General features: G+C 60.5%; 12 protein-coding genes and 2 pseudogenes. 7 read left to right on the plus strand and 7 right to left on the minus strand.

Annotation, left to right across the window (positions count from 1 at the left end; all coding sequences use genetic code 11):
- The first annotated feature begins 38 nt into the window (after positions 1-38).
- Complete coding sequence (locus ACILSI_RS02050; protein WP_395720172.1) at positions 39-2,288, plus strand: redoxin domain-containing protein; 2,250 nt, start codon at positions 39-41, stop codon at positions 2,286-2,288.
- Here ACILSI_RS02050 and ACILSI_RS02055 read toward each other — a convergent pair.
- From ACILSI_RS02055 to ACILSI_RS02065, 3 genes and pseudogenes are all read right to left on the minus strand, one after another.
- The gene (locus ACILSI_RS02055; protein WP_395720295.1) at positions 2,263-3,717 is read right to left on the minus strand and encodes an efflux transporter outer membrane subunit; all 1,455 of its coding nucleotides are present in this window, start codon (positions 3,715-3,717) and stop codon (positions 2,263-2,265) included. The genes ACILSI_RS02050 and ACILSI_RS02055 overlap by 26 nt on opposite strands.
- Positions 3,691-6,777 (minus strand): annotated as a pseudogene (locus tag ACILSI_RS02060) (efflux RND transporter permease subunit); the annotation flags it as partial. The pseudogene ACILSI_RS02060 and the gene ACILSI_RS02055, both read right to left, overlap by 27 nt.
- A 1-nt stretch (position 6,778) precedes the next feature.
- Positions 6,779-7,867, minus strand: a complete 1,089-nt coding sequence (locus ACILSI_RS02065) for an efflux RND transporter periplasmic adaptor subunit (protein WP_395720173.1) — start codon at positions 7,865-7,867, stop codon at positions 6,779-6,781.
- Positions 7,868-8,975: 1,108 nt separating this feature from the next.
- Between ACILSI_RS02065 and ACILSI_RS02070 the strand changes: the two are divergent.
- The 6 genes and pseudogenes from ACILSI_RS02070 to ACILSI_RS02095 all read left to right on the plus strand — a co-directional run bounded on the left by ACILSI_RS02070 (position 8,976) and on the right by ACILSI_RS02095 (position 17,382).
- Positions 8,976-11,252, plus strand: a pseudogene (locus ACILSI_RS02070) (N-6 DNA methylase).
- Between the two features lie 142 nt (positions 11,253-11,394).
- Complete coding sequence (locus tag ACILSI_RS02075; protein ID WP_395720174.1) at positions 11,395-12,285, plus strand: Abi family protein; 891 nt, start codon at positions 11,395-11,397, stop codon at positions 12,283-12,285.
- A complete protein-coding gene (locus ACILSI_RS02080; protein WP_395720175.1) occupies positions 12,282-13,616 on the plus strand; it encodes a restriction endonuclease subunit S in 1,335 nt (444 codons plus the stop codon). Before ACILSI_RS02075 ends, ACILSI_RS02080 begins: the two co-directional genes overlap by 4 nt.
- 15 nt (positions 13,617-13,631) lie before the next feature.
- Positions 13,632-14,111: a hypothetical protein gene (locus tag ACILSI_RS02085; protein ID WP_395720176.1), complete on the plus strand. Its 480-nt coding sequence runs from the start codon at positions 13,632-13,634 to the stop codon at positions 14,109-14,111.
- Positions 14,095-14,292 carry a hypothetical protein gene (locus tag ACILSI_RS02090; RefSeq protein ID WP_395720177.1) on the plus strand — a complete coding sequence of 66 codons (198 nt, stop codon included), beginning with the start codon at positions 14,095-14,097 and terminating at the stop codon, positions 14,290-14,292. Before ACILSI_RS02085 ends, ACILSI_RS02090 begins: the two co-directional genes overlap by 17 nt.
- Before the next feature lie 12 nt (positions 14,293-14,304).
- A complete protein-coding gene (locus ACILSI_RS02095) occupies positions 14,305-17,382 on the plus strand; it encodes a type I restriction endonuclease subunit R (RefSeq protein ID WP_395720178.1) in 3,078 nt (1,025 codons plus the stop codon).
- Positions 17,383-17,505: 123 nt separating this feature from the next.
- Here ACILSI_RS02095 and map read toward each other — a convergent pair whose 3' ends face one another.
- The 4 genes from map to rpsE form a co-directional block, all read right to left on the minus strand.
- Positions 17,506-18,324, minus strand: a complete 819-nt coding sequence (map, locus tag ACILSI_RS02100) for a type I methionyl aminopeptidase (RefSeq protein WP_395720179.1) — start codon at positions 18,322-18,324, stop codon at positions 17,506-17,508.
- A 26-nt stretch (positions 18,325-18,350) separates the two neighbouring features.
- A complete protein-coding gene (secY, locus tag ACILSI_RS02105; RefSeq protein WP_395720180.1) occupies positions 18,351-19,853 on the minus strand; it encodes a preprotein translocase subunit SecY in 1,503 nt (500 codons plus the stop codon).
- Positions 19,854-19,947: 94 nt separating this feature from the next.
- The gene (gene rplO, locus ACILSI_RS02110) at positions 19,948-20,391 is read right to left on the minus strand and encodes a 50S ribosomal protein L15 (protein WP_395720181.1); all 444 of its coding nucleotides are present in this window, start codon (positions 20,389-20,391) and stop codon (positions 19,948-19,950) included.
- A gap of 35 nt (positions 20,392-20,426) precedes the next feature.
- Positions 20,427-21,038 (minus strand): 30S ribosomal protein S5, encoded by a 612-nt coding sequence (gene rpsE / locus ACILSI_RS02115; RefSeq protein WP_395720182.1) that lies wholly within the window; start codon positions 21,036-21,038, stop codon positions 20,427-20,429.
- Positions 21,039-21,044: the final 6 nt, after the last annotated feature.

Raw genomic sequence — 21,044 nt, forward strand, 5'->3', positions numbered from 1 at the left:
TCCCGGGCCACATGCCTCCCATGTGGCCCATTCTTCTTATGCGCCCAGCCCTCATCCTCCTCTGCCTCGCTTTGCCGCTCAATGCCGACGAACTGCCCGGCCACTCCGCGCATGGTGAGGCCTTCAACGAAGGCCCGCGCCAGGCTGCCGTGCTCATTCCTGGCTGTGGTGACGCGGTGAAGTTTCCCATCAGCACCAAGAAGCCGGAGGCGCAGCAGTTCTTCACCCAGGGCGTCGGCCAGCTTCACGGGTTCTGGTATTACGAAGCGGAGCGCAGCTTCCGTCAGGTCGCCGCGCTCGATCCTGACTGCGCCATGGCCTACTGGGGCATGGCCATGGCGAACGTGAACACCGAGAAGCGCGCCAAGGCCTTCACCGAAAAGGCCGTGAAGCTCAAGGACAAGGCCAATGCCCGCGAGAAGCAGTGGATCGGCATGCTGGAGACACTCTACAAGGACGACAAGCGCGACAAAAAGCAGCGCAGCCTCGACTGCATCCGCGACCTCGAAAACCTCGTGCAGGACGATCCCAAGGACATCGAGGCCAAGGCTTTCCTCGTCTGGCGCATCTGGTTTTCCCGCACCGAAGCCCCCATCTCCAGCAACCAGGCCGTCGATGCGTTGCTCGATCAAATTTTCGCCGCCTCACCGAATCATCCCGCGCATCACTACCGCATCCATTTGTGGGACCAGAGCAAACCCATCCGCGCCCTCGCCTCAGGCGCGCAATGCGGCCAGGCCGCGCCCGGCATCGCCCACATGTGGCACATGCCCGGACACACCTTCTCCAAACTGAAGCGCCCCGATGACGCCGCCTGGCAGCAGGAAGCCAGCACCCGCGTGGATCATGCCTACATGATCCGCAGCTTCATTCTACCGGACCAGATCCACAACTACGCGCACAACGAGGAATGGCTCGTCCGCACCTACAACGACCTCGGCCGCGCCAAAGATGCCCTCGCCCTCGCCCGCAGCCTCATTGGCAATCCACGTCATCCAACCTACAACACCCTCGACAAGCAAAGTACCTCTGCCAGCTACGGCCGCACACGTTTGATCGAGACACTCATCAAATGGGAGCTGTGGGACGACTTGAAGGCCTTCACCGCCACCCCAGCAGGTCATCTTGCGCACGACATCACCCGCCTGCGTGCCGCCGGACTCGCCGCCTATCATCAAAACGACACCCAACGGCTCTCCCAAGTTCTCAAAGAACTCGAAGCCGCCAAAACCGAGACCAAGCTCGTCAACATCGACACCAGCAAACTGGCGCGGAAAAAAGACGAAACGCCTGCCAAGTCAGACAAATCCAAAGCCTCCAAGCCAGCCGAGAAGCCCGAGGTGAAGGCCAAAAACAGCGCCATCGCCGAGTTGAAGGCTCTCACCGCTCTTCTCGACGCCAAAAAACCCAAGGCGGACAAAACAAAGCTGCTGGAGTCTCTCAAAGACACCGACGTCCCCAAAGAACGCCTCGCCAGCTACTGGCTCAAGCTCGACGACAAAACCAAGGCCTTCGACCTCACCAAAAACTTCATCCAAGACCTCGCCGGTCTGGCGGCCAAATCCGAAGTCCTCCAGGCCTGCGGCAAAACCGACGACGCCAAAAAAGCTTTCGAGGAGACCCGCAAGCTCGCCTTTGCGATGGATCGCGACCTTCCCCTCGCCAAACGCCTCGACACGCTCGCCAAGACCTTCGCCATCACCGGCGACTGGCCTGCTCCCACTCCCAAACGCACGGACAGCGGCACGCGTCCGTCTATTGAAAGTCTCGGACCCGTTCACTGGCATCCGCCTGCGGCTCCAGTGTTTGAAGCCCTCACGCTCGACAACAAGCCCGTCAAAAGCACCGACTTCACCTCCAAGAAGCCGACGTTGTTCATGTTCTACCTCGGTCACGATTGCAGTCACTGCGTCGAGCAGATCCAGGCCTTCTCCAAAGCCGCCGCCGACTTCGACAAAGCCGGCATTCAACTCGTCGCCGTCACGATCGAGCCAACCCCTGTGGCGAAAAACATCCGCGCCAAGCTCAATCTCAAGCCCGACGCCCCCCTGCCCTTCCCCATTCTCAGCGACAGCTCCAAAGCAGCCTTCAAAGCCGTCCGCGCTCACGATGACTTCGAGAACGAGCTGCTGCACGCCACGCTCCTCATCGACACCAGCGGCAAGCAGCGCTGGCAGGACGTGAGCTGGCAGCCCTTCAGCGACACCAAGTTCATTCTGGCCGAGGCCAAGCGCCTGCTTGAACTCAACACCGTCAAAGAACTCACCAGCCTCCGCCCAGCGCCTTGATGAGCAGCACGGCGGCGAGGAAGCGCTCGCCTTGGATGCGAGTGGCTTCTTGTTCGGAGCGGAGCATGGTGCGCTGCGCGTCGAGCACCTCGTAGTAGGCCACGAGGCCAGAATCGTAGCGCTTTTGGGCCAGTTCGAGCGCTTTGCTGGCAGAAGCGACGGTAACGTCCTGCGCGGCTGACTGGCGTTTGAGAATGGAAAGACCACTCAAGGCATCCTCGGCATCACGCACGGCGCTGAGGACAGTGTTTTTGTAGCTGGCGGCGGATTGATCGTAGCGCGCTTTCGTGGCTTCAATGTTCGCCCGCACGCCACCGCCGCGTAGCAGCGGCCATTCAATGGCGGCAGGCCCCAAACCCCACACGCGGCTCGGCGCATCGGCCAGTTTCCAGAAATAGCTCGTCTGCGTGCCGCCGGTGAGGCCGAGACTCACGCTGGGAAACAACGCCGCCTTCGCCACACCGATCTCCGCGTTCAAAGCGGCCATCTGGCGTTCCGCCGCGGCGATGTCAGGGCGACGTTCGAGCAGATCACTCGGCACGCTGGATGGAATGGAAGGAGGAGCGCCGCTGATCTCATGCGCGGGCTGGTTGAACTGCGAGGGCGTGGTGCCGAGAAGCAGGGCGATGGCGTGCTCCAGCTCTGCGCGACGCTTCTCCAGACCAATGGCCTCGGCTTCCGTCGCTGCCATGTCCGTTTCAGCCTGTGCGACGTCGATTTGGGCGATGTCTCCCTGCGCGAATCGGGTGCGGGCGAGATCGACGGTCTTTTTTCGCAAAGCAACGGTGCGCTTGAGCAAGGCGATCTGCGCATCCTGCGCACGCAGCGCGAAGTAGTTCATGGCCAGCTCGCTTTGCAGACCGAGCAGCGCGTTTTGATAATCGGACTGCTCCGACTCGGCCCTCGCCAATCCAGCACTGCTTTGGTTGCGGAGCTTGCCCCAGAAATCGAGTTCATAGTCAAAATCGAGCGTGCTGCCGAACACGTTACGCGTGCGACCTCCAGCAAACTGGAACTGCATGTTGCCGGAGCCACGGCTGCGGTTCGCGGAGCCGTTGAGCGTGAGAAACGGAAACAGATTGGCGCGATCCGCTCGTGCGAGCGCTTTGGCCTCGGTGACGCGATGCGCGGCGAGTTCCAGCGTCGGACTGCCGGCCTCGGCTTGCTTCATGAGGGCGTTCAGACGCGCGTCACCAAACAAGCTCCACCAGTTTCCTTTGTGGGCATCATCGCGCGGTTTCGCGGTGCGCCAGGGGCCGCTGGTTTTGAACTCGGTGGGCAGCTTGGGCTGCGGCACGAGGTATTTCGGCGCGAGATTGCAGGAAGGCAGCAGAAGGAAGGCAAACAGCAGCAGATGCAGCAGCGCCGGGTACTTTGATTTGGGCTTCGGCTCCTCACCCGTGAGCGCAGATTCGAGCTTGCGGCTCACATCCAGTGGAGAGCCGGTGTGACGGGCGATCAGGGCATAAACCATGGGAACAAGGAACAGCGTGACGATGGTGGCGAGCGAGACACCAAACACGATCACGACGCCGACGACCATGCGTGTCTCATAACCGGCCCCGTGACCGAGCATGAGCGGCAAGGCACCCATGACGGTGGCAAGCGCAGTCATCACAATGGGGCGCAAACGTTGCTCGCTGGCGGTGAGAATGGCCTCGCGGAACTCCATGCCTTCATCACGGAGCTGGTTGATGAACTCGACAATGAGAATGCCGTTCTTCGCCGCCAGACCGATGAGCATGATGAGTCCGATCTGGCTGTAGATGCTCTGGTTCATGCCCATGACCTGCAAACCGATCAACGCACCCGCGACAGCCACGGGAACGGTCAGCATGATCGTCAGCGGATGCACAAAGCTCTCGAACTGCGCCGCCAGCACGAGGAAGGCGATGAGCATGGCCAGCGCGAAGATCAATCCGATGCTGCCGCTGTTCTCCTTCATCTTCAGCGCGTTCCCCTTGTAGCCGATGATGGCGCCGGGAGGCAGGTTGTCACGAATGAGCTGCTCCATGTACTCCACAGCCTCGCCGAGGCTGTAGCCGGTGGCGAGCTCGGCATCGAAGGTGATGCTGCGCATGCGGTTGTAACGGTTCAGGGTGCCGCTGTCGGCGAACTCTTCCATGGTGACGAGGTTTGCCAGCGGGATGAGCTCCTTGCTGCGTTCGCTGCGCACGAAGATGTTGTTGAGGTCCAGCGGGCTGCGTTTGTCCGCATAGCTGCCTTCGAGCATCACATCGTATTCCTCGCCCTTGTAGATGAAGGTGGTGGCACGTCTGCCGCCGAGGAGTGTTTCAAGCGTGCGGCCGATGTTGGCCGAGGACACGCCGAGATCGGCGGCACGCGCCTGGTTGATGCTCACACGGAGCTGCGGCTTCGTGTCGCGGTAATCGCAGTCGAAGCCGACGAGCTTCGGATTTTCCCTGGCCTTGTTGAGGATGATGTCGCGCCAGGCGGCCAGTTCTTCAAAGGTGGGGCCGCTGACGACGATCTCCATCGGCTTGTTCAGGCCGCGCATCATGCCCTGCCGCATGATGACGGAAACTTTGGCCGTGGGCAGGTCGGCGGTCTTCTTGCGCACCTCGGCCATGATGTCGAAGCCGTTTCTTCGAGTGCCAAAGGGCGAGAGCGTGAGCACGGCGATGGACTCGTTGAAATCTGCGGCAGCACCGAAGCTGCGCGGCGCGCGGGCGTTCACACGCGTGGCCTCATGCGTTTCCTCGACGAGATACATCAGACGCTCGTTGAGCACGTCGAGCGTCTCCATCGTGTTGGCAAAAGTCGTGCCCGGCGGACTGGTGGCGGTGACGAAGAAGGAGCCGCGGTCCTCACGCGGCGTGAATTCCTCCGGGATGTTCTTCAAAAGCCACCAGCACAAAGCGGTGAGGCCCAGCACGACCGGTATGGCTGTGGCGGGAAAGTTCAGTAGCAGGTCGAGCACTTTACGATAGAGGCGCTGCACGAATTCAAAGATGCGCTGGAGCAACTGGGCCACGAAACCATCGCCATCGCGATCCCGCATGATTTTGGAGGCCAGCATGGGCGAAAGCGTGAGCGCCACGAAACCACTGAAGCCCACCGAGATCGCCAGGGTGACGCTGAACTCGGCAAACATGCGCCCCGTGTCCCCTGGCATGAAGGTGACGGGCACAAACACCGCCAGCAGCACCAACGTGGTGGCAATGACGGCGAAACCGACCTGCCGTGTGCCAAGGAACGATGCCACGAGCGGTTTTTCTCCCAGCTCGATGCGGCGGTGGATGTTTTCGAGCACCACGATGGCGTCATCGACCACGAGACCGATGGCGAGCACGAACGCGAGCAGCGTGAGCGTGTTCATCGAGAAATCCAAGGCATACAACACGATGCAGGTGGCGAACACGCTGACTGGCACGGCCACGGTGGGCACGAGCACGGCGCGCATGTTGCCCAGGAAGAGATAAATGATCGCCACCACGAGCGCGAGGGCGATGACGAGCGTGCGATAGACCTCGTTGAGCGATTCCTCGATGAACTGGCTGATGTCGTAGCTGTTGTCGAGCCGCATGTCCTTCGGCAGCGTGGCGCGGATCTTGTCCGCCTCGGCACGCACGGCCTTGGCCACATCGAGCGGATTCGCACGTGACTGGCGCACCATGCCGAGCGACACCATGCGCACGCGGTTGCCCTTGAACGAAGTTCGCGCCTCATCGGCGCCGAGCTCCACCTTCGCCACTTCGGCCAGACGCACCTGGTAGCCGTTCTCTCCGCGTGCGATGACGAGTTTTTCAAAGTCCTGCGTCGTCTCATACTGCCGGTTGATGCGCACGGTGAACTGGCGATCGAGCGACTGCACGGTTCCGGCGGGCGGATCGACGTTTTCGCGGCGCAGAGCCTCCTCCACATCCAGCGCGGTCAGTCCACGCGCAGCCAGCGCCTCGCGATCCAGCCAGATGCGCAGCGCATAACGCGCCGCGCCGGAAATGCGCACGCGCGCGATGCCTGGCAGGCGTGAGAAGCGGTCCACGAGGTAACGTTCGGCGTAATCGTTCAGCTCCAGCGTGCTGCGCGTGTCGCTGGCGAGGTTCAAATACATCAGCACCTCGGCGCTGAGCTCGGTTTTGCCGACATTCGGCGGCTCCACCTCCTCCGGCATCGTGGCGAGGATCGGACTGATGGCTTCGCGGATGTCATTGGCCGCCGCATCCAGATCGCGCCCCAGGCTGAACTCAACGGTGATCTCCGATTTGCCATCCACGCTGATGGAAGAGATGTTTTTAATGGATTCGACCTGCGAGATGCGGTCTTCAAGGCGCTGGGTGATGCGACGCTCAACCACGCTGGCGGAAGCGCCGCGATAGTAGGTTTCCACCGTCACGATGGGCGGTTCGATGTCGGGATACTCGCGGACTTGGAGTCGCGTGTAGGCCACGACGCCAAAGGCGATGAGGATGAGGTTCATCACCATCGCCAGCACGGGACGACGCACCGATGTATCCGAAAGCCACATGTCAGGGAGTCGTCGTTGCGGGCTGTTCAGGATTAAAGGCCTTCACCGGGCCGCCGTAGTCACCCGCGACCTTCAGCGCGGCTCCGTCCTGCAAACCGACGATGCCATCGGCCACGATCAACTGCCCTTCACTGAGTCCGCTGATGATCTCGACAAAGCCCGGCTTGCGACGGCCGGTTTTGACCTCGGTGCGCTTCGCCTTGTTGTCCTGAATCGCAAACACATAGGCTTTGGCCCCGATGGGAACCAGCGCACGTTCAGGGATGGAGAGCGACATCTTCGGCTCCACCACGAGCCGCACCATGACCAGCATGCCGGGCTTGAGCGCGAGGTCGGGATTCGGCACCTCCGCCCGCGTGGGGATGGAACGCGTCACCGGGTCAATGCGCGAGTCGAGATGGGAAACCTTGCCCTCGTATCTGCGCTCGCGGTCCGAATCCGTGCGCGCGGCGATCAGCGTTCCAGGCTTCACGGTGCCGAGATAGGTTTCCGGCACGGAGAAGTCGATCTTCACCACGTCGATCTTGTCCAGCGAGGCGATGACCGTGCCGGGAGTGACCAGCGCGCCGACGCTGATGCGGCGCAGGCCGAGCCAGCCGTCGAATGGCGCCGTGATGCGGCGGTCCGCGAGTTTCGCCTCAGCCTCGAAGATCTTTTGTTTCGCGATGTCGGCGAGGGTTTTGCGCTCCGCCAGCCGCGCCTCGGGGGCCGCGCCGTCTTTGACGAGGTTTTTGAGACGCTCGATCTCGCGCTCTTCCTCGGCGAGCGTCGCCTTGGCCGAGGCGAGCATCGCCTGCTCCTCGGAATCGCTCAACCGGGCGAGCAGCGTGCCTTTTTTGACGAAGTCGCCGTCGTTGAAGGACAATTGCGTGACGGACTCGGTGACGTTCGAGCTGATGTCGATGGATTCAAAGGACCGCACCGTACCGATGGCGTCGAGATCGAGCGCGTAGTTTTCCCTGGCCACCTTGGCGGACAACACGGGAGCCGCGCCTTTGACGGCGGCAGACGGTTTGGTGCCCGTTGGCGCATTCCGCTTCAGAAATGCCCAGCCACCCGCCACCACCCCTCCGGTGACGAGGAGGAACATGAAAAGACGTAAAAATGCGCTGGGCCTGGCTTCTGGCATGAGGGGGCAGAAACAAACGCAGACCGACGAAATTCACTAGCAAGAAAGCGAGTGATTCGCGGCGTGTTCACGCCTCGGCGGGTTTGCGATGGTTTGCTGTGGTTGACTGCCCGCCTGCATCGCTAGGCGAAGCACTGCGGGCAGGTTGTTTGCGGTGGTTTGAAAACCACGGTCAAGGTAGGGCGGCTGGTCCCCAGCCGCCGGGAGGATCGGCAGCGCGTTGAGGACAACGCGCCCTACCTCCCAGCCGCCGTCGTCATTCTGCCCTCTCTTCGTGGGCACATAGACCCTTATGTGCGGGCACAGAGACCTCACTTCGTGGGCAACATGCCCCCATGTTCACCCCAACATGACCTCATATCGCGGGCAACATGCCCCCATGTTCACCCCAACATGACCTCATATCGTGGGCAACATGCCCCCATGTTTATCCCAACATGCCCTCATATTGCGGGCAACATGCCCCCATGTTTACCCCAACATGCCCTCATATCGTGGGCAACATGCCCCCATGTTTATCCCAACATGCCCTCATATTGCGGGCACAATGACCTCATATCGTGGGCAACATGACCCCATGTTGCCCGCAACATGCCCTCATGTTGGTCTCAAGATGACCTCATGTTGGTCTCAAGATGACCTCATAGCGAGGGCACCCTGACGGCGGATCGCGGACAGCCCACCCCCATAAAGCCCTCAGAGTGAGGTTGAACCGTCCCAACAACTGTTTCGCTGAACAGTCTAAAAGCCAGCTTGGCCGGAGGCGTCCTCCACCGCACCGACGACTTCCGTTCCCGCGACCCGGACCACGCCCCGCCACGCCGCCTCGAACCCTACCACCAGCAACGGCCCGGCGGGCTGTGCCCCGAGCTGGAACAGGAGGTAACAGAGGCAACGGAGACCACATCCAGCATCCAGCATCCAGCTTCAAGAATCGAGCCATCAGCATCCAGCATTCCTTGCCTTCCGCATCCTCCCCGGCTTGGATAGGCGAAATTACCCGCATGGCCCGCCAAGCATCTTCCAAGCCCGACTCCGGCTCCTCCATCAGAGGGGACAGTCCCATCTCATGAAGAATTTCGACGCCTTCAAAGAACACGGTGATGTCATCTGGAAGATCGCCGATCTCATCAAGGGGCCCTACCGGCCGCCACAATACCGCCGGGTGATGATCCCGCTCACCGTGCTGCGCCGCCTGGATTGCGTGCTGGAAAAGACCAAAGACGAGGTGGTCTCGCTGCACAAGAAGCTCAAGGCGGAGGGCAAGGATGCCGACACCATCGAGAAGATCATCACGCACAAGATCAAGGTGCCGTTCTTCAACATCAGCAAGTTCACCTTCCAGACGCTCCTGGGCGACCCGGACAAGCTCGCGGCCAACCTGGGCAACTACATGGCCGGGTTCTCCTCCCGTGCTCGGAAGATCATCGAGAAGTTCGAGTTCGAGAAGGAAATCGAGAAGCTGGACACGGCGAACCGCCTCTTCCAGGTCGTCCAGCAGCTTGCCGCCGTCGATCTTCACCCGAGCACCATCCCAAACATCGCCATGGGCTATGTGTTCGAGGATCTCGTCCGCCGCTTCAATGAGCAGGCCAACGAAGAGGCAGGGGACCACTTCACGCCGCGTGAGGTGATCAAGCTCATGGTGACGCTGCTCTTCACCTATGACGACCTGGCTTACAAGGAGGGCAAGGTCATCAATATCTATGATCCCACGGCGGGAACCGGCGGCATGCTCTCGGAGTCGGAGAAGTTCATCAGTGATCCTGATACCGGTCTGAACCCCAGCGCCAACGTCGAACTCTTCGGTCAGGAATACAACGCGGAGGCTTATGCCATCTGCGGCTCGGACCTGATGATCAAGGGGGAGACTTCCACCAACATCATTTACGGCAACACCCTCGGCACCGGCAAGGCCAAGGGCGACTTCACCGATGGTGACGGCCATCCGAAGGAAAAGTTCCATTACATGCTGGCGAATCCGCCCTTCGGCGTGGAGTGGAAGCCGGAGAAGGACCACGTCACCACGGAGCACGAGAAGTTTGGCTTCAGCGGGCGCTTCGGCCCCGGCCTGCCGCGCATCAATGACGGCGCGCTGCTCTTCCTGCTGCACATGATTTCCAAGATGGAGCCAGCGCCCGCGAAAGGTGGCAAGGGCGGTGAAGGCTCACGCATCGGCATTGTCTTCAATGGCTCGCCGCTCTTCACGGGCGATGCGGGAAGTGGCGAGAGCAACATCCGCCGCTGGATCATCGAGAATGACATGCTGGAGGCGGTCATCGGCATGCCTGACCAGCTCTTCTACAATACCGGCATCTCCACCTACGTCTGGATCGTCACCAACCGGAAACGCAAGGAGCGCCGGGGCAAGGTGCAGCTCATCAACGGCACCGACTTCGCCTGGAAGATGAAGAAAAGCCTGGGGGACAAACGCAAACGCATCGGCGACGGCACCGAAGGCACGCCGAATCACATCAATGTGCTCGCCAAGCTCTATGGCGACTTCGCCCATGATGTCCGTCAGACCGTGGGCCAGATTCAGACGAACGTGGACCCCAAGCGTGATCAGACGAAGAGCCTCTTCGTCAGCAATATCTTCGACAATCAGGACTTCGGTTATCTGAAGATCACCGTCGAGCGCCCGCTGCGGCTGAACTTTGCTGTGACGGATGAACGCATCGCCCGTTTCAAGAAGACCAGCACCTTCCTGGAGCTCGCCATCTCCCGGAAGCGGAAGGACAAGAAGAAAATCATTGAGGAAATGCTGCTGGGAGAGGAAGCGTAAAAAGCCATCCTGGCCGTGCTGGATGGCCTGAAACCCATGTTTGAAGCCGGGGCGCTCATCAAGGACCGGGCCGAGTTTGAGAAAGCCCTGGCCGCCGCGTTCAGTGCGGCGGACATCACCCTGGAGGGCGCACTGCGCAGCGCTCTGCTGGCCCCCGGTAGTCTTGGCGAGCGCGATCCCTCGGCGGAAATCTGCCGCGACAAGAAAGGCAACCCCGAGCCCGATGCCGACCTGCGCGACACCGAAAACGTGCCCTTTCCGAGCGGCATCGAGCTGCCGCTGCCGCTCGACTACGAGGGGAAGAAGAACAAGGGCAAAGTGGATGTCGGGCCGCTGCTCGCGCTCGTGCAGGAGCACTGCGAAGCCTACCTCAAGACCGAGGTGCTGCCCTACCGCACGGATGCCTGGATCGACCACAGCAAGATCAAGGTCGGCTACGAAATCCCCTTCAACCGCCACTTCTACGAGTATGAAGCCCCGCGCCCGCTGGCACACATCGAGCAGGACATCGACGGACTGGAGAAGGAAATCATGACCATGCTGAAGGAGGTCACGGCGTGACTATTTCAGACGGCAACAATAAGCGCTTGACGGTCGATCATGCCGTGGCTTTGTCACAGCAGCACACCCGCCAAGCCTCTATCCGCAAGGACAAGCTCAATACTGGCGGGTTTTTTATGCCTGCGAACGGAGGGCCGGAAGCATGAAATACACGAAATCAGCCCTCACGTTTGGCGATCAAGCCGACCAGTTGCTGGCGCGTGGATTGCAGGCGGCATCCAAGGCCGAAATTGAAGAGAAGCTGCAGGCCGTCAGTTACTACCGGCTGAGTGCCTATTGGGTGCCCTTCCGCCAGCCCGATGACACATTCGCTCCTGGCACGACTCTGGAGATCATCTGGCGACGCTACACCTTTGATCGCCAGATGCGCTTCCTTCTGCTGGACGCCATCGAGCGCGCGGAGGTGCTCATCCGCACCCGCATCGTGAACGATCACACCCTCTTGCATGGTGCTTTCGGCTATCTGGACCGCGCCAACCTTCCCGGCCTCCAGGTGCATGAACACCGGGAAATGCTGGACCGCATCCGCGAGGAGGCACGTCGCAGCCGCGAGACCTTCGTCACCCACTTCTTCAGCAAATACACGTCCGAGACGGACCTTCCCCTCTGGATGGCCTGCGAGTTGATGACCTTCGGCAGCATGTTCACCCTGTATCGCGGCCTCGCGAAGCCGCTCCAGCAAAAGCTCGCCGCGCAGTTCGGCGTTGCCGACACCGTGTTTGAGTCCTGGCTGCGCGCGCTCAATCAAGCGCGCAATCTCTGCGCCCATCACGCACGGGTTTGGAACCGTGTCTTCGGATTGCGCCCGCAGATTCCCCGGGCCAACAAACACCCGCAGTGGCATCAGCCCGTTGCCATCCGGGATGACCGGCTGTTCGGACTCCTCAGCGTGCTGCGCTATCTCCTGCGACAGGCCGCGCCCGCCAGTCACTGGCCGCAGCGCCTCATCGCCCTGCTGGTTGCCTACCACGACATTCCCACCGCCGACATGGGCTTCCCTGTCGGCTGGGAGCAATCACCCATCTGGCTGTGAAACATCCGACTTACCCAAAAAACAGACCCAGCGGTGTCGCATGGCTCGGCGATCTGCCGGAGCACTGGTCGGCTAGGCGGCTCCGCTTCGTGGCATCTGAACCGCTCATGTATGGCGCAAATGAGGCGGCTGTTTTGGATGATCCGGCTCTTCCCCGATACATCCGCATCACGGATGTCAAAGCTGATGGCACGCTTCACGACGACACATTCCGTTCATTGGAGGAAAGTGTTGCGGCTCCTTACCTGCTCCAAGACGGAGACATTCTCCTTGCTCGCAGTGGAGCGACTGTGGGCAAGAGCTTTCAATATTTGGCGAGCTGGGGCCGGGCTGCGTATGCCGGTTATTTGATCCGCTGCCGACCAGACAAGAGCATCATTTTCCCACGCTTCGCGAACTACTACTTCCAGACTGAGTGCTACTGGGCCTGCATTCGTTCGACACTGATACAGGCGACCATTGAGAACTTTAGTGCGGAGAAATACAAAGACCTCACGCTCCCATTGCCCACGAAAGACGAGCAGCAGCAAATCGCGGCGTTTCTGGACTGGAAGACGGGGCAGATTGACGGGCTGATCGGGAAGAAGAAGGAGCTGCTGGAGAAGCTCAAGGAGAAGCGCCTCGCGGTCATCACCCAAGCCGTCACCCGCGGCCTCAACCCCGCTGCCCCCCTCAAAGACTCCGGCATCCCCTGGCTCGGCCAAGTGCCAAAGCATTGGGAAGTCTGTCAGATAAAAAGAAAGTTTCTATCTACTGACTACGGCATATCCGAGTCGCTTGAACCAGAAGGAGCGATAGCGATCCTTCGCATGGGCAATATTGAAAACGGGAAAGTAGTCTTGGAGGGACTGAAGTTCATTGATGAAGTCCCAGCCGATCTTCTGCTTCGCCGTGGCGACTTACTATACAACCGGACCAACAGTTTGGACCTGATTGGGAAAGTCGGAATGTTTACAGGGGAAACAGAGTTCGAGGTGAGCTTTGCCTCTTACCTTGTTCGCATTCGGACCGAGGCGAGCTGTGTGCCAGAGTATTTTGCATACCTTTTGAACACCGAAGGGATGCTTGGCGTCGCTCGTTCGAACGCATTCATTGCAATCGGGCAATGTAATTTGAATCCGAGCCGCTACGGCCAAATAAAGGCAGTGATACCACCTAAATCGGAACAAGAGGCGATAGTCGCTCACCTCGATTTAGAAACAGCAAAGCTTGATGAGCTTGCGCTGAAGACCCAGACGGCCATCGACCGCCTAACCGAATACCGCAACGCGCTGATCACCGCCGCGACGACGGGGAAGATCGACGTGCGTGGGGTGAAGATTCCCGCTTAACTCTCACCGACCGCCATGCACATCCCGACGCTCTACCTCGACACCTCCGTCATCGGCGGCTACCACGACACGGAATGGATGGCGGACACGCGCGAGCTTTGGGCGCAACGCGCCGGCGGCTTGTGGGTGTTCCTGAGTTCGGGTCTCGTGGCGCAGGAAATCTCGGATGCGCCGCCGGAAGTGAGGCAGACGTTTGAGGAAACCTTTGACCGCGCCAAAGACCTGCTCCCCATCACCGGCGAGATCGAAGACCTGGCCCTGGAGTATCTCAAGGCGGGAGTGGTGAGCACAAAGTTCGAGGACGACGCGCGTCATGTGGCCATCTGCACGGTTCACCGGGTGGATCACCTGGTGAGCTGGAACTTCAAGCACCTGGTGAACGTGCGGCGCGCCGCCGGGTTCAATGCGGTGAACCTCTTGCAAGGTTACGCGCCTGTCAGTATCATCAATCCCAAGGAGTTGATCTATGCCAGCCACGATGACCAAGACCTTTGATGCCGTCGAGATGTCGCGCCGCCTGCGTGAGCAGACCGGCCGCAAACTCGCGGCGCTGACCCGCGAGCAGCGAATGGCGCTGCTCAACGGGCATATCCACGCAGGTGGAGGAGCAGCGCAGGCCGCCGACGATCTGGTGTTGCGGGAAGAGCCGCCGGAATACGGCGCGGGGAAGCCCTGAGCCAGCCGCCGCATGAAGAAGCACACCGAAGCCCGGCTCGAAGATGCGATCATTGAGCACCTGACCAAGCAGGGCGGCTATGTCTTCGTCGATTACCGCGAGGGCGTGGCGAAGGACCGCTACGACAAGTCGCGGGCGCTCGATCCCGCACTGGTGCTGGGTTTCATCCAATCCACACAGGAGAAGATGTGGAAGAGCCTGCACGCCATCCACGGGGACGAGACGGGCAAGGTGGTGCTGGATCATCTGGTGAAGGAACTGGAGACGAAGGGCATGCTCAAGGTGCTGCGCCAAGGCTTCAAATGCTACGGCAAGCTGCTCCGCGTGGCGGTCTTTGCCCCGAACAACCGGATGAACCCGGACACGCTGGCGCTCTACGGCAAGAACGTGCTCAGCGTGACGCGGCAGCTCTACTACGGCACGGAGCATTCCAGGTCGCTCGATCTGGTGCTCTTCCTCAACGGCCTGCCCATCACGACAGCAGAACTCAAGAACCCGCTCTCCGGCCAGACGGTGGAGGACGCCAAGAAGCAATACAAGAAGGACCGTGATGGCCGGGAGCTGCTCTTTGATTTCACCAAGCGCACGCTGGTGCATTTCGCCGTGGATCAGGATGCGGTCTTCATGACCACGCGGCTGAGCGGGGACAAGACGCACTTCCTGCCCTTTAACCTGGGTAACCACGGCCATGCCGGGAATCCCCCGGCTGCGGATGGCGGCTACCGCACCGCCTACCTGTGGCGTGAGGTGTGGCAGCGGGACAGCCTGCTGGACATCTTGGGGCGCTTCATGCACCTGCAAGTGGAGGAGAAGCGCATCCTGACGGATGAGAGCATCAAGAAGATCACCAAGGAGACGATGATCTTCCCTCGGTATCACCAGCTCGACTGTGTGCGGCGGACGGTAGGCCACGCGAAAGCTCACGGGCCGGGACACAATTACCTGATCCAGAACTCTGCTGGTTCGGGCAAGTCCAACTCCATCGCCTGGCTGGCGCACCGACTTTCCTCCCTACACGACGAGGCAGATAAGAAGGTCTTTGATTCCGTGATTGTCGTGACGGATCGCCGCATCCTGGATCAGCAGCTCCAGAACACCATTTACCAGTTCGACCACAAGCAAGGCGTGGTGCAGAAGGTGGACGAGGACACGCGGCAGCTCGTGCAGGCGCTGGCAAACGGCACGCCGATCATCATCACCACGCTGCAAAAGTTTCCCTTCATTGCCGAGACGCTGGAGAAGCTACAGGAGGAGAGCCTCCCTGGTCTTGCTATTTCCACGAAGGACAAACAATTCGCCGTCATCGTGGACGAAGCGCACAGCTCGCAGTCCGGCGAGAGCGCGATGGAACTGAAAGGCGTGCTCAACGCGGACCGATTGCAGGAAGAAGCTGCGCAATACGTGGTCGATCAGGGATTGGACCCGGACGACGACGCGGATCATCTGGCCGGTGTGGTGCGGGAGATGATGAAACGCGGAAAGCAGCCGAACTTGAGCTTCTTCGCCTTCACCGCGACGCCGAAATACAAAACGCTGAAGGTCTTTGATGAACCCGGCCCCACGGGGCAGGCACCCTTCCATCTCTACACGATGCGACAGGCCATTGAGGAGAAGTTCATCCTCGACGTGCTCAAGAATTACATCACCTACGAGGCGTATTTCCGCCTCGTGCAGGTGGGGGATGATGATCCGCATGTGCAGCGGAAGAAAGCGGCGCGGGCCCTGGCACGGACGCTGACTTTCCATGCGGTGAACCTACGCACCAAGACGGAAGTCATCGTGGAGCACTTCCGCACCCATGTGAAACACAAAATCGGCGGCCGCGCCAAGGCTATGGTGGTGACGGATGGACGGCTCCATGCCGTGCGCTACAAGCAGGCCTTCGATGCCTACATTGCCGAGAAGGGCTATACCGATGTGAAGACGCTGGTGGCCTTCTCCGGCATCGTCGAAGACCCTCTAGCGCCGGGAAAGAGCTTCACGGAAGTGGGGATGAATGGCGACATCAAGGAAAGCGAACTGCCGGAGCGCTTCGACAGCCACGAATACCAGGTATTGCTCGTGGCGGAGAAGTATCAGACCGGTTTCGATCAGCCGCTTCTACACACGATGTATGTGGACAAGAAGCTCACCGGCTTGCAGGCCGTGCAGACACTTTCACGCCTTAACCGCACCTGTGCGGGCAAGGAAGACACCTTCATCCTCGATTTCCGCAACACGCCGGAGGAAATCTTCAAAGCTTTCAAACCCTACTATGAGGACACGCCCTCCGAGCCGCTGACGGATGCGCAGCACCTCTACCGTCTCCAGCACCAGATCGAAGAGACGCAGCTCATTCACAAGGAAGAGGTGAAGGCGTTCTGCGCGGTGTATTTCAGGCCGCGCCGCAAGGAGACCGTCAACGATCAGGCGGAGATGAGCGGCATCCTCGATCAGGCCGTGGAGAGATTCAAAGAGCGAGACGAGGAAGAACGCGAAGCGGTGAAGACGCTGCTCGTCAACTTCCGCAACATGTATGGCTTCCTCTCGCAGGTGATCCCGTATCAGGACTCGGACCTGGAACAGCTCTACACTTACCTCCGCTTCCTGCTCACCAAGCTGCCCAAGCGCGACACTGGCCCGGGCTATCACCTCGAAGACGAAGTCGAGTTGCAATACTACCGGCTCCAGAAGATCAGCGAAGGCCAGATCGACCTTAACACTGGCGACGGCAAGCCGCTCAAAGGCCCCAACGACGTCGGTACCGGGCAGGAAGACCCCAAGATCAAACTCTCCGAACTGATCGACATCCTCAACGAGCGCTTCGGCACCGACTTCACTCAAGCTGACCAGCTCTTCTTCGACCAGATTCAGGAAGAGGCCATCGAGAGCGACGCACTCAAAAAGGCTGCCGCCGCGAACTCGAAAGACGACTTCCGCTATGTCTTCGAGAAAGCCTTCGAGGGGCTCGTCATCGACCGCATGGAAGGCAACGAAGAGATCTTCGGGAAACTCATGGCCGATGGGGAGTTTCGGAAGCTCGCCGTCGAGCACTTGCTGCATAAGGTCTATGGAGCGCTGAAGAATCCGAAGGATGAGAAGGCAGCCTAAGCTTCAACGGCCCCTTCCAGGCGGGCAGGTGCATATCCAGGCCAAAGATGCCAAGCCCGTTTAGAACAACCACGCGCCTCGCATTGGTGAGGCCAAGCGTGCTGGGCGACTCAGAAGCGGACCTCAACCCAGCTCGGAAACCGGACGCGGCGTGAGATCGGCGGTGCCTTTCGGGAACATGCGGCCTCGGGCGGTGAGGATCTCCGGCTCGTCTTCCGTAACGAGCACGACGTGCTCATAGTGGGCGGAAGGCTTGCGGTCGGAGGTGATGACGGTCCACTTGTCGGCCAGGATGCGTGTCTTCTCGGTGCCCATGTTGATCATGGGCTCGATGGCAAGGGTCATGCCGGCCTTGAGACGGGGACGGTCGCCTTTTTTACCGTAATTGGGCACCTGGGGCTCCTCGTGCAGTTTGCGGCCGACGCCGTGACCCACGAACTCGCGCACGACGGTGTAGCCGTACTGGCTGACGTGATTTTCGACGCTGTGGCAGAGGTCGCCAAGCATCCAGCCGTCTCGGGCGTAGTTGACGGCGTTGATGAGGGATTCCTCGGTGGCGGCGAGAAGATGCATCGTCTCCTGGGCGACGTTGCCCACGGGCACGGTGAGGGCGTTGTCGCCGACCCAGCCGTCGTAATACACGCCGACGTCGATTTTGACGACATCCCCGTCCTGGATGACCCGAGGGCCGCCGATGCCATGCACGACCTCCTCGTTGATGGAGATGCAGATGTTGCCGGGAAACTGGCGGTAGTTGAGGAAGGCGCTGGTGGCACCGAGGGCCTTCATTTCAGCGGCGGCGAAACGGTCGATCTCGGCCGTGGTGGCGCCAGCGTGGATCTGGGCGGCGGATTTGAGCAAGACATCACGGGCGACCTGGCAGGCTTTGCGGATGGACTGCCGCTGTGCGCCGTGGCGGATGGGGATGTTCCCCGATTTCATGAGAGCCATGACGCGGTCAATGAAGGTCACTGAATCGTCAGCTTGTACACAACGCCCACGAGCACGATGATGGCAAGGCCCACCCACATCCACACCAGCGTGGTGGCGTCCATGGTGCGGGTGCCCTGCTGAAGACGGTCCACACGACCACGGATGCGGCCTTTCTTGAGGAAGCCGTCGTAGTGGCTCTGCAGAAGATGGGTTTCGACCTGGCGCATGACATCAAGCACCACACCGACCAGAATCAGCAGGCTGGTGCCGCCAAAGAACTGGGCGGCGGAACTGGAGATCTGCATGAGGCTGCTGACGATGCCGGGCATGACGTACAAGCCGGTGAGGAAGATGGCGCCCGCAAAGGTGAGGCGGCTCATGGTGAAGTCGAGGAAGTCAGCCGTGGGCTTGCCTGGGCGGATGCCGGGCACATAACCGCCGCTCTTCTTGAGATCTTCCGAGATCTGCGTGGGCTGGAACATGGTGGCGACCCAGAAGTAGCTGAAGAAGAAGATCAACAGAGCGGAGGCGACGTAGTAAACCCAGCCGCTGCTCATGTAGAGAGCGAGCTTTTGGACCCAGTTCACATCCTTGAAGAGGGAGGCGAGGATGGTGGAGGGGAAGAGCAGGATGGCCTGGGCGAAGATGATCGGCATGACGCCGGAATAGTTGATCTTGAGCGGGAGATACTGCGTCTGGCCGCCATAGACCTTGCGGCCGACGACACGCTTCGCGTAGGTGATGGCAATGCGGCGGGTGGCCTGGGTGAGGGCGATGACGCCGGCGATGACGATGATCATGAAGCCCATGAGAAGCACAAGGGTGAAAGCGCTCTTCGGATCGGCCTTTTCGCTGCCCACGAAGGTCTGCCAGACCTGGATGAGAGCACCCGGAAGGTCGGAAACGATGTTCACGCAGATGAGGATGGAGACGCCGTTGCCGATGCCACGCTCGGTGATCTGCTCGCCCAGCCACATCATGAGCATGGTGCCGGCGGTGATGGTGATGACACTGGTGAAGACAAAGCCGATGCCATAGTTCGGCACGAGCGGTCTGCCGCCAAGACGGTCGATGGCGTCCTGCAAACCGGCCATGAGGTAATTTTGTCCGGGGTCGGCGAGAGACTGCGCGAGCAGCGTGGCCTGGAACACGCACAGCACGATGGTGGCGACGCGGGTGTACTGGGTGATCTTCTGGCGTCCACCTTCTTCACGAGCGAGCTTGCTGAGCGGCGGCCACACGGCGGTGAGGAGCTGCAGCATGATGCTGGCGCTGATGTAAGGCATGATGCCGAGGGCGAAGATGGCGACGTTCTGCATGCCACCACCGCTGAAGATGTTGAGCAAGGCGGCGACCTGGGCGGCACCGGAGGCGTTGTCCCCCGCCTTGTTGTTGATCCATTCACCGAGGACGGCAGGATCGACGCCGGGCAGCGTGATGGAGGTGCCGATGCGGACGATGACGATCATCGCCAGCGTGAAAAGGATGCGCGAGCGAAGTTCCGGGACTTTGAAGCTGTTGGCGAAGGCGGAGATCATGGGAGGAGGCTGATAAGCAAAAACGGGCCGGTTATCCTGGCAGCCTGGAGACTGCGCGGGGACCGGCCCATCAAGCGGTTGGGGTCAGGAAAAATCAGGCGGCGATGGAACCGCCGGCCTTTTCGATTTTTTCACGGGCCGTGGCGCTGACTTTCGCGCCCTGGATGGTGAGTTTGACGGTGAGATCACCGGTGCCGAGGATCTTGATGACATCGGCCTTGCGGCTGACGAGACCCACTTCACGAAGAGCGGCCTCGTTGATGACAGCGCCGTCCTGGAAGGCTTCATTGAGCTCGCCCACGTTCACGACTTCGATGAAGTCCTGGAAAGCGGTGTTGTTGAAGCCCTTCTTGGGAAGACGGCGATGCATCGGCATCTGGCCGCCTTCAAAGCCTGGGCGGATGCCGCGGCCGGCACGGGCCATCTGGCCCTTGTTGCCTTTGCCGGAGGTTTTGCCGTGGCCGGAGCTTTCGCCGCAGCCAATGCGCTTGCGGCGCTTCTTGGCACCGGGGCGGGGTTTAACGTCTTGGAGTCTCATTCGAATGTGAAAGTTCGTTGTTCAGAGTTCAATGTTTAGAGCGCCTTGCGCTCCTTGATCTCCTTGCCGCGGGCGCGGAGGATTTCGTCAGCCGGACGCAGGGCACCGAGGGCGGCGAGCGTGGCCTTGACGACGTTGGCGTGATTGCTGGAGCCGAGGGACTTGCCGATCACGTCCTTCACACCGGCTGCTTCGAGCACGGCGCGTGCACCGCCACCGGCGATGATGCCGGTACCAGCCGTGGCTGGCTTCAGCATGATGAAACCGCCGCCGTGGGCGCCAGTGACCTCATGAGGAATGGTGCTCTCCTTGAGATGAACGGAGAAACGGTTCTTGCGGGAAGCCTCGGTAGCCTTCTTGATGGCGTCGGACACTTCATTGGCCTTGCCAAATCCCCAGCCGACCTTGCCTTTGGCGTCGCCAGAGACAACGAGGGCGCTGAAGCTGAAGCGGCGGCCGCCTTTGACGACCTTGGCGCAACGATTGATGTGAACGACTTTTTCAATGCCATCCACTTCACGCGGACCACGGTCATCACGACCACGGAAGCCGCCATAAGAAGGGGCTGCGGCAGGAGCCGGGGTTGGGGACGGAGCCTCGACGGCGGGGGCCGCTTCGGTCTCGGTAACTACTGTTTCATCAGCCATAATAGA

Origin of the sequence: Prosthecobacter sp. (genome assembly GCF_044232965.1) — a bacterium.
Classification (GTDB): domain Bacteria; phylum Verrucomicrobiota; class Verrucomicrobiia; order Verrucomicrobiales; family Verrucomicrobiaceae; genus Prosthecobacter.